Annotated in this window: 6 protein-coding genes and 1 pseudogene; all 7 read right to left on the bottom strand. The window is 62.7% G+C overall.

Annotated features, from left to right (window positions below; translation table 11 throughout):
- Positions 1-122: 122 nt before the first annotated feature.
- Positions 123-515, bottom strand: coding sequence for a DUF5615 family PIN-like protein (locus tag MESS4_RS09875; RefSeq protein ID WP_006329479.1), 393 nt, complete (start codon positions 513-515; stop codon positions 123-125).
- A 4-nt stretch (positions 516-519) separates the two neighbouring features.
- Positions 520-1170, bottom strand: coding sequence for a DUF433 domain-containing protein (locus MESS4_RS09870; RefSeq protein WP_006329477.1), 651 nt, complete (start codon positions 1168-1170; stop codon positions 520-522).
- Positions 1171-1887: 717 nt separating this feature from the next.
- Entirely contained in the window at positions 1888-3450 is a 1563-nt protein-coding gene (gene guaA / locus MESS4_RS09860; protein WP_006329473.1) for a glutamine-hydrolyzing GMP synthase, read from the bottom strand.
- Positions 3451-3505: 55 nt separating this feature from the next.
- On the bottom strand, positions 3506-4171 hold the full coding sequence (locus tag MESS4_RS09855; protein WP_006329467.1) for a 5'-methylthioadenosine/S-adenosylhomocysteine nucleosidase: 666 nt from the start codon (positions 4169-4171) through the stop codon (positions 3506-3508).
- A 4-nt stretch (positions 4172-4175) separates the two neighbouring features.
- Positions 4176-4634, bottom strand: coding sequence for a PaaI family thioesterase (locus MESS4_RS09850; RefSeq protein WP_036240997.1), 459 nt, complete (start codon positions 4632-4634; stop codon positions 4176-4178).
- Between the two features lie 130 nt (positions 4635-4764).
- Positions 4765-6054 carry an RsmB/NOP family class I SAM-dependent RNA methyltransferase gene (locus tag MESS4_RS09845; RefSeq protein WP_006329464.1) on the bottom strand — a complete coding sequence of 430 codons (1290 nt, stop codon included), beginning with the start codon at positions 6052-6054 and terminating at the stop codon, positions 4765-4767.
- Positions 6055-6203: 149 nt separating this feature from the next.
- Positions 6204-6982 (bottom strand): annotated as a pseudogene (locus tag MESS4_RS09840) (alpha/beta hydrolase).
- Positions 6983-7130: the final 148 nt, after the last annotated feature.

Here is a 7130-nt window from a genome sequence, read left to right as displayed (position 1 = left end):
CCCTTTAATTGAGACTTGGCACGATAGGAGCGCTCTGGCCGTGACGTCGGGGCGCTCACCCAACGAAGGCGAAAGAACTGACGTCCACCGCGTCGCCTGATGGGCAAGCCGCAGGTTGATCTCTAATCGACCCCAATGCCAGGCGGAGGCAGATCGTATCGCGTGAAGACGGCAACGCCGTTATCGATCTCTATTTCAATGATCTCATTGATGAGAAATTCTTCCGGTCCGAGGTCACCAAGAAGACTATCCAAGAGCTCCCTCTGTTTGTCGGGAGCGACCTGAGGGACGACGATGATGAGGCCGGCGTGAACCGGCTCTTTGGCATAAAGCTTTCTGAAGTCCTTGGCGTTGTTTGTGACAAAGGTGAAATCCCCCTCGATGATGCGGGGCATCAAGCCCCAGTCGGTTTCTCCGCTCAGCCCGAGCCAGTTGACGTGGCTTGCTTCATGTCCACGTTCCCGCACAACCGCAACCAAGGACGTGTGCAAGCACTCATCGATCAGAAATCTCACGACGTCACATGCGTTTCGTACTGGTCAACTGCCGTGGGTCACCCTTCAAGATCACGCGCTTCGACGACTTTATTTTCAGGCCCCGCTCGGAGAGCTTCTTGGGCCGCCCGCGCGCGGGGTGAGCGGCAACCCAAATCCTAGCAAGCTCGATCATCCGCGACGTTAGCTTGGGATATCCCTCGATAACCTCCACTTCATCTACGCCCTGCGCCAGCATCGTCGCGATCATCCGCACAGGGATGCGGCTTCCTTTGAAGACCGGCTCTCCGCCCATAACTCCCTTAACGCGACCAATTGCAGCCTCCGCTTCGTCGAGATCGACGATGCGGGCTTTCAGCTGTTTGCGCGCCTCGGCGATGTCGACTATCAGCAGGTCGTCAGCCCTTACGGTCTTGGCAGTTGGGGCAGCTTTGATTTCCTCGAACAGGCGGCGGCGGCGATCGGCGGGGAGTGTCGCACCCACGCCGTACCAGAGCTTGAGCCGCAGCAAATCCTCACCGGTCAAAGCCCGTCGGACGATCCCGCCGGCGCGTCGGGTGGCGCTTGGCACCGTATCGACAATGCGTTTGTCGATCGCGTTGTGAACGGCTTTGATGCCGATCCCGCTTACGGCGGCCGCCTCCGCGGGGGTGTAGATGCGAATGAGCGTGTTCATAATTGTTCTCCTTGTGAAGAACAATATAGGCTCATAGCCTCCTGTCGTAAAGGCACTCGCGGGCTGCGCCGGCCCGAGGCGATGAGATTTCTAAAACCGATCAGGCACGGCAGACTTCCCATCCGAAGAACTGCGAAAACTCGCTGCGGCTGATCGGCTGGAACGAAGCAATGCGCGCATGTTTATGGACGGAAACTAGTCTAGCGACAGGCTTTCGGGGCTGCGATAGCGGTCACCTGGCGGCATCCTGATCGGTGCAGCGCGAACGACATCGCTGAATGTTCTTTGGTGCGATATTACCGGCTGCCGGCGACTGCGGCGAACAGCTGGCATCGCAATTCTTCGCGAATGTTCTCGATGACCGGTTGAGATTGCAGCTTTTGCCTACGACGCACTCCAGCGCCTCGGGGAAGATCGGCGTATCGATGGAACGCGACCATAGGCGAACAATTGTTCCGAGCTGAGGTTCGACCAAGGATGGTCAAACCGGGAGTGGAAGCTATCGGCGCCGGGTAGTCCCGCCGATTTACACGCCATCGTACGCCAATGCCCTACGCGATGCTAATGGCGCTTTACATCCACCGCCCAGCGCGTTCAAGTCGACCAAGCTGCTTGGAAAGGAGACCGAACCGGATAAGGTTGACGGGAGCGTAGACGCGAACGGAGGTCAATATAGCCAGATAGCCAGCCGAAACCACGTTGCTGCCGCCTACCCCCTCATTCCCACTCGATAGTGCCCGGCGGCTTGCTCGTCACGTCGTAGACGACGCGGTTGATGCCGCGCACTTCGTTGATGATGCGCGTGGCGGCGGCACCCAGGAACGCCATGTCGTAGTGGTAGAAATCCGCCGTCATGCCGTCGACCGAGGTGACGGCGCGCAGCGCGCAGACGAATTCGTAGGTGCGGCCGTCGCCCATGACGCCGACGGTCTGCACCGGCAGCAGCACGACGAAGGCCTGCCAGATGGCGTCGTAGAGGCCGGCCTTGCGGATCTCGTCGAGATAGATGGCGTCGGCCTCGCGCAGGATCTCCAGCTTTTCGCGAGTGATGCCGCCCGGGCAGCGGATGGCGAGGCCGGGGCCGGGAAACGGATGCCGGCCGATGAAGCTGTCGGGCAGGCCGAGCTCCTTGCCGAGCGCCCTGACCTCGTCCTTGAACAATTCGCGCAGCGGCTCGACCAGTTGCATGTTCATGCGCTCGGGCAGGCCGCCGACATTGTGATGCGACTTGATGGTCACCGACGGGCCGCCGGTGAAAGAGACGCTTTCGATGACATCGGGATAGAGCGTGCCCTGCGCCAGGAAATCGGCGCCGCCGAGCCTCTCTGCCTCTTCCTCGAACACCTCGATGAACAGCCTACCGATGGTCTTGCGTTTTTTCTCGGGGTCCGACTCGCCCTCAAGTGCACCGATAAACCGATCCGAAGCATCGACCAGGATCAGCGGCAGATTATAATGCTGGCGGAACATCGCCACCACGCCTGATGCCTCGTCCTTGCGCATCAACCCGTGGTCGACGAGGATGCAGGTGAGCTGATCGCCGACCGCCTCGTGGATCAGCAATGCCGCGACCGAGGAATCGACGCCGCCCGACAGCGCGCAGATCACCTTGCCCTTGCCGACCTGCTTGCGGATCGTCTCGACGGCGTGCTCGCGGTAGGCGCGCATCGTCCAGTCGCCCTCGATGCCGGCGATGTTGTGGACGAAATTCCTGAGCAGTCTTGCCCCGTCCGGCGTGTGCACCACTTCGGGGTGGAACATGATGCCGTACATCTTGCGCTCGACATTGCCGAAGATGGCGAAGGGCGAGCCCTCCGATTTGCCGAGCACCTCGAACCCCTTGGGCAAGGAGATGACGCGGTCGCCATGGCTCATCCACACCTGATGCCGCTGGCCGGGCGCCCACAGGCCCTCGAACAGTGGGCTGTCCTTCTCGATCTCGACGAAGGCGCGGCCGAATTCGCGATGGTCGGAGCTTTCGGCGACACCGCCCATCTGCACGCACATGGCCATCTGGCCATAGCAGATGCCGAGCACCGGCACGCCGGCGTCGAAGACGATCCGCGGTGCGCGCGGGCTGCCAATGTCCGACGTCGAGGCCGGGCCGCCGGACAGGATCACCGCCTTCGGCTCGATGCGCTTGAAGGCCGCTTCGGCCGACTGGAAGGGCACAATCTCGGAAAATACGCCGGCCTCGCGGATGCGACGGGCGATGAGCTGCGTAAACTGGCTGCCGAAATCGACAATCAGGACGGTGTCGGGGTGATTGGCTGTCTTCATGGCGAGCGTTTAGAGAAAGAAATGAGTCGGCGCAATGGGTTGCGAGGCGTCTCTCTCAATCCGATTCCGCGTCTTCGCGCGATGATTGAAATTGCAGCGCGCCGGATCCGATTGCCTGGTCGAGCCGCATGACGGCATCGGCCAGCTTCTCGTCGATGACGTGGAGATATTCCTTCCAGTCGCCGACATGCCTCAGGTCGGCAGCGCCATCGGAAATGCCGCGCAGCCCGACCAGCGGCACGCCGAACAACTGGCAGGCGCGCAAACAGGCAAAGGTCTCCATGTCGACCATGTCCTCGCCAATCGCATCATAGGCGCCCCCGGAAATGATCGCGCCGCCAGTCGACAGCGTCGCCTCCCTGATGCCTGGAATCCGGAACGGCAGCGGCACCGTCACCGGCAGGTCGAGAAACGGCGTCGCACCCTTCTCGAAGCCCAATGGCGAGGCGTCGATGTCGCGGTAGGCGACCGAGACGGCCTGGTGGATTTCCGTCTGTTCAAGCCTGCGGCTGCCCGCCGAACCGAGCGATACGACGAGGTCCGGCAGTGTCTTTTCGGACTTCAGCCAGGACAGTTCGGCGCTGAGCCTGACAGCCGCCTCGACCGGCCCCACCCCTGTCATCACAGGCGTGAACAGACGCTTGAGATGCGGACCGTATTCGGCTTCGGCGGCCATGACAAAGAGGACATCCCTGCCCGCGATCCGGACTGCCTTGTGCATCGGATCAGCCTTCAATGCCATCGCGCCCCACCACCGTCATCATCGTTCCCGTCATGGTGGCGATCAGCTTGGCCTCGCCGTCGGCGGCAAAGGCATAGGCCTGGCCGTCGGCGACGATGATGGTGCGGCCAGGCTTTGTCACCGAGCCGCGGAACAGGAAGCGTTCGCCCCGGCCCGGCGCCAGGAGATTGACCTTGAACTCGATAGTCAGCACGCTGGAATTTTCCGGCATCAGCGAGAACGCCGCGTAGCCACAGGCCGAATCCAGCGCCGTCGAAATGACGCCGGCGTGGAGGAAGCCGTGCTGCTGGGTCAGCGCCGCCGAATAGGGCATCTCGATCTCGATGATGCCGGGCGTCACCAGCGTCAGTTCGGCGCCGATGGTCGTCATGGCCTTCTGGCGCGCGAAGGACGTCCTGACGCGGTCCTCATAGTCGGGGGCGGGTACGATCTTTGCTGCCATGGCCATTGCTTTCACACCTCAGGCACATCTCAGGGAAAGCTTATTGCAGAGGCGTGGGCGACAGGCAATCGCTTTTGCTGCACTGCAGCAATTCCATCCTGGCGCGCCCGGTTTCGTTTGCCGGCGGGGCTCAGCCAGCCTTGCGCAGCGCGCAGAGATAAAATCCGTCAGTGCCGCTGAGCAACGGCGACAGCGAGATGCCGCCCGCGCCGCCAATGCGTGCGGCAGCCGCATGGCCGGGAAACCGGCTGTCCCAGAGTTCTCGGTGGTCGACCGGAACAAAGCCGTCATGGCGCTCCCTGAAGGCCGCGACCTGGTCGCCATTCTCCTCGTCGAAGACCGAGCAGGTGATGTAGACGAGCAGGCCGCCAGGCTTGACGAAGGCTCGGGCATCGTCGAGGATCGCCGATTGCTCGGCCTTGCGGGCATCGAGCTGTCTCTGCGTCAGCCGCCATTTGGCATCGGGCCGGCGGCGCCAGGTGCCGCTGCCGGTGCAAGGCGCATCGACCAGAACGATGTCCATGTGGCCGGACAGCGGCGCGAGTTCAGCCGGCTTGCTGACGATCTGCACGTTGCGGTTTTCCGAGCGGCGAATGCGGTCGAAGATCGGCGCCAGCCGCGCCTTTTCGGCGTCGTGGGCGAAGACCTGGCCGCGATTGTCCATGGCCGCCGACAGCGCCAGCGTCTTGCCGCCGGCGCCGGCGCAAAAATCGAGCACCTGCATGCCGGGCTCGGCGCCGGCAAGTGCCGCCACGATCTGCGAGCCCTCGTCCTGGACCTCGAACCAGCCCTTCTGGAAGGCCGGTTCGGCCTGCACGTTCGGGTGCCTGCCGTCGCCATCGATCGGCGGAATGCGGATGGCGTGCGGCGCGATGTCAGCGGCTTTCGCGCCGGTCTCCGTCAGCTCCGCCAGCACCTTGGCGCGATCGGCCTGCAGCGTGTTGACCCTGATGTCCAGTGGTGGACGGGTGGCGAGCGCCGCACCCTCACCGATCCAGCTCGCGGGGAAGGCCCGTTCGAAGAGCGGTTCGCACCAATCGGGAATATCGGCCCGCACCGCGGCCGGCGCATCGGCAAGCCGGCGGTCGGCAACCGTTTTCAATTCGTCGCCGCTCAGCAAGGGCGGCGCGAACTTGTCGCCGTCGAGTGCCTCGTTCAACGACCGCGCCGTTTGATCCCATTCAAGCAGCAGCGCGCCGAAGCCCACCGCGCGCGGCGTGTCCTCGCCGAGCAGCCAGCCGGCGGAGCGCTTGCGGCGCAGCGCGTCATAGACGATGTTGCCGATCGCCGCGCGATCGCCGCCGCCGGCGAAGCGGTGCGACAGGCCCCAGTCCCTCAGCGCGTCGGCCACCGGCCGGTGGCGCCGGCTAATATCCTCCAGCACTTCGATGGCCGCCGCCAGCCTTCCACCCAGTCGCATTTTTCCATCCCGTCGCTTGGCGAATTGTTTTGCGAGATGCTCTATCGCATCGGCCCGAAAATCGGAATCGATTTTCGGGCCGATGCGACGATGGCGTCGCGTGTTCTGCCATCGATTGAGCCTTCCGTGTAATATCCCGCTGCTTGCTGCTACTTACTCCGGCCAGCGGCGGCCAAGATCAGGTCTGCGATCTCTTGTGGGTGGGAGACCAAGGAAAGGTGACCCGCCTCCAGCTCCACGGTTGTCGCTTTCATGCGTGCTGCCAGAAACCGTTCCAGGTCAGGCGATATTGTCTGATCGAGCTTCGAGACCGCATACCAGCTCGGTTTGGAGTGCCAGGCAGCCACAGTGGTTCGCCCGCCGAACAGAGAGGCGGCGGTGGGCTGTTGTTCGGCATAAAGGACCTCTGCTTTTTCGCGCGCGACACCGTTCGCAAAATATTTGAGAAAAGCTTCCTCGGAAAGGTTGGTGAAGCCATCCCGCTCCTGGACGCCTGCCCGCACCGGCATGGTTGGGAACTTTCCGGACAGCGCGACGAAATCCTCCCCCGCATCGGGTGCCCGCGCCGCAACATAGACAAGCGCCGTAACCTTTGGGTCCAATCCGCTTCGCTGATGACGGTGCCGGCCCAGGAATGGCCGACCAACACGGTCGGTCCATCCTGCAGCGCCAATGCGCGACGAGTCGCGGCGACAGAATCGGCGAGCGATGTCAGTGGATTTTGCACCGCAGTTACATGCAAGCCGGCCGCCTGAAGGCGCGAAATGACCTCAGCCCAGCTTGAGCCGTCCGCCCACGCTCCGTGCACCAGCACCACATTACGCGCTTCCACCGGCTTGGCAGCCTGAGCTGACGCCTCTGTTGCAAAGAGTGTCGTCGAAAGCAGCATACTGATGGCGACCATCGCCAGTTTGCGTAGAACCTTCATATTCCTAACTCCGTTATCGTTCGTCGGAGCATGTCGCTCCACGACGCTATTCGGCCTGGTGCATCGCATCGTTACTCCTTCACGAGCTTGTGAAAGACGCGGGCTGCGCGCAACTGGAGCGCACAAGCGCGCCGGCTGGCGCAATGCT

It is taken from the genome of Mesorhizobium sp. STM 4661 (genome assembly GCF_000359125.1).
GTDB lineage: Bacteria > Pseudomonadota > Alphaproteobacteria > Rhizobiales > Rhizobiaceae > Mesorhizobium.
The sequence above is the reverse complement of the archived record's forward strand: the minus strand, read 5'-3'. Positions and strand labels throughout refer to the sequence as shown.

What these genes read in the sequence shown, in the direction of transcription:
- guaA (WP_006329473.1), bottom strand. Translation starts at nt 3,450, where the DNA reads ATGAAGACAGCCAATCACCCCGACACCGTCCTGATTGTCGATTTCGGC.
- MESS4_RS09845 (WP_006329464.1), bottom strand. Translation starts at nt 6,054, where the DNA reads ATGCGACTGGGTGGAAGGCTGGCGGCGGCCATCGAAGTGCTGGAGGAT.
- MESS4_RS09870 (WP_006329477.1), bottom strand. Translation starts at nt 1,170, where the DNA reads ATGAACACGCTCATTCGCATCTACACCCCCGCGGAGGCGGCCGCCGTA.
- MESS4_RS09855 (WP_006329467.1), bottom strand. Translation starts at nt 4,171, where the DNA reads ATGCACAAGGCAGTCCGGATCGCGGGCAGGGATGTCCTCTTTGTCATG.
- MESS4_RS09850 (WP_036240997.1), bottom strand. Translation starts at nt 4,634, where the DNA reads ATGGCAGCAAAGATCGTACCCGCCCCCGACTATGAGGACCGCGTCAGG.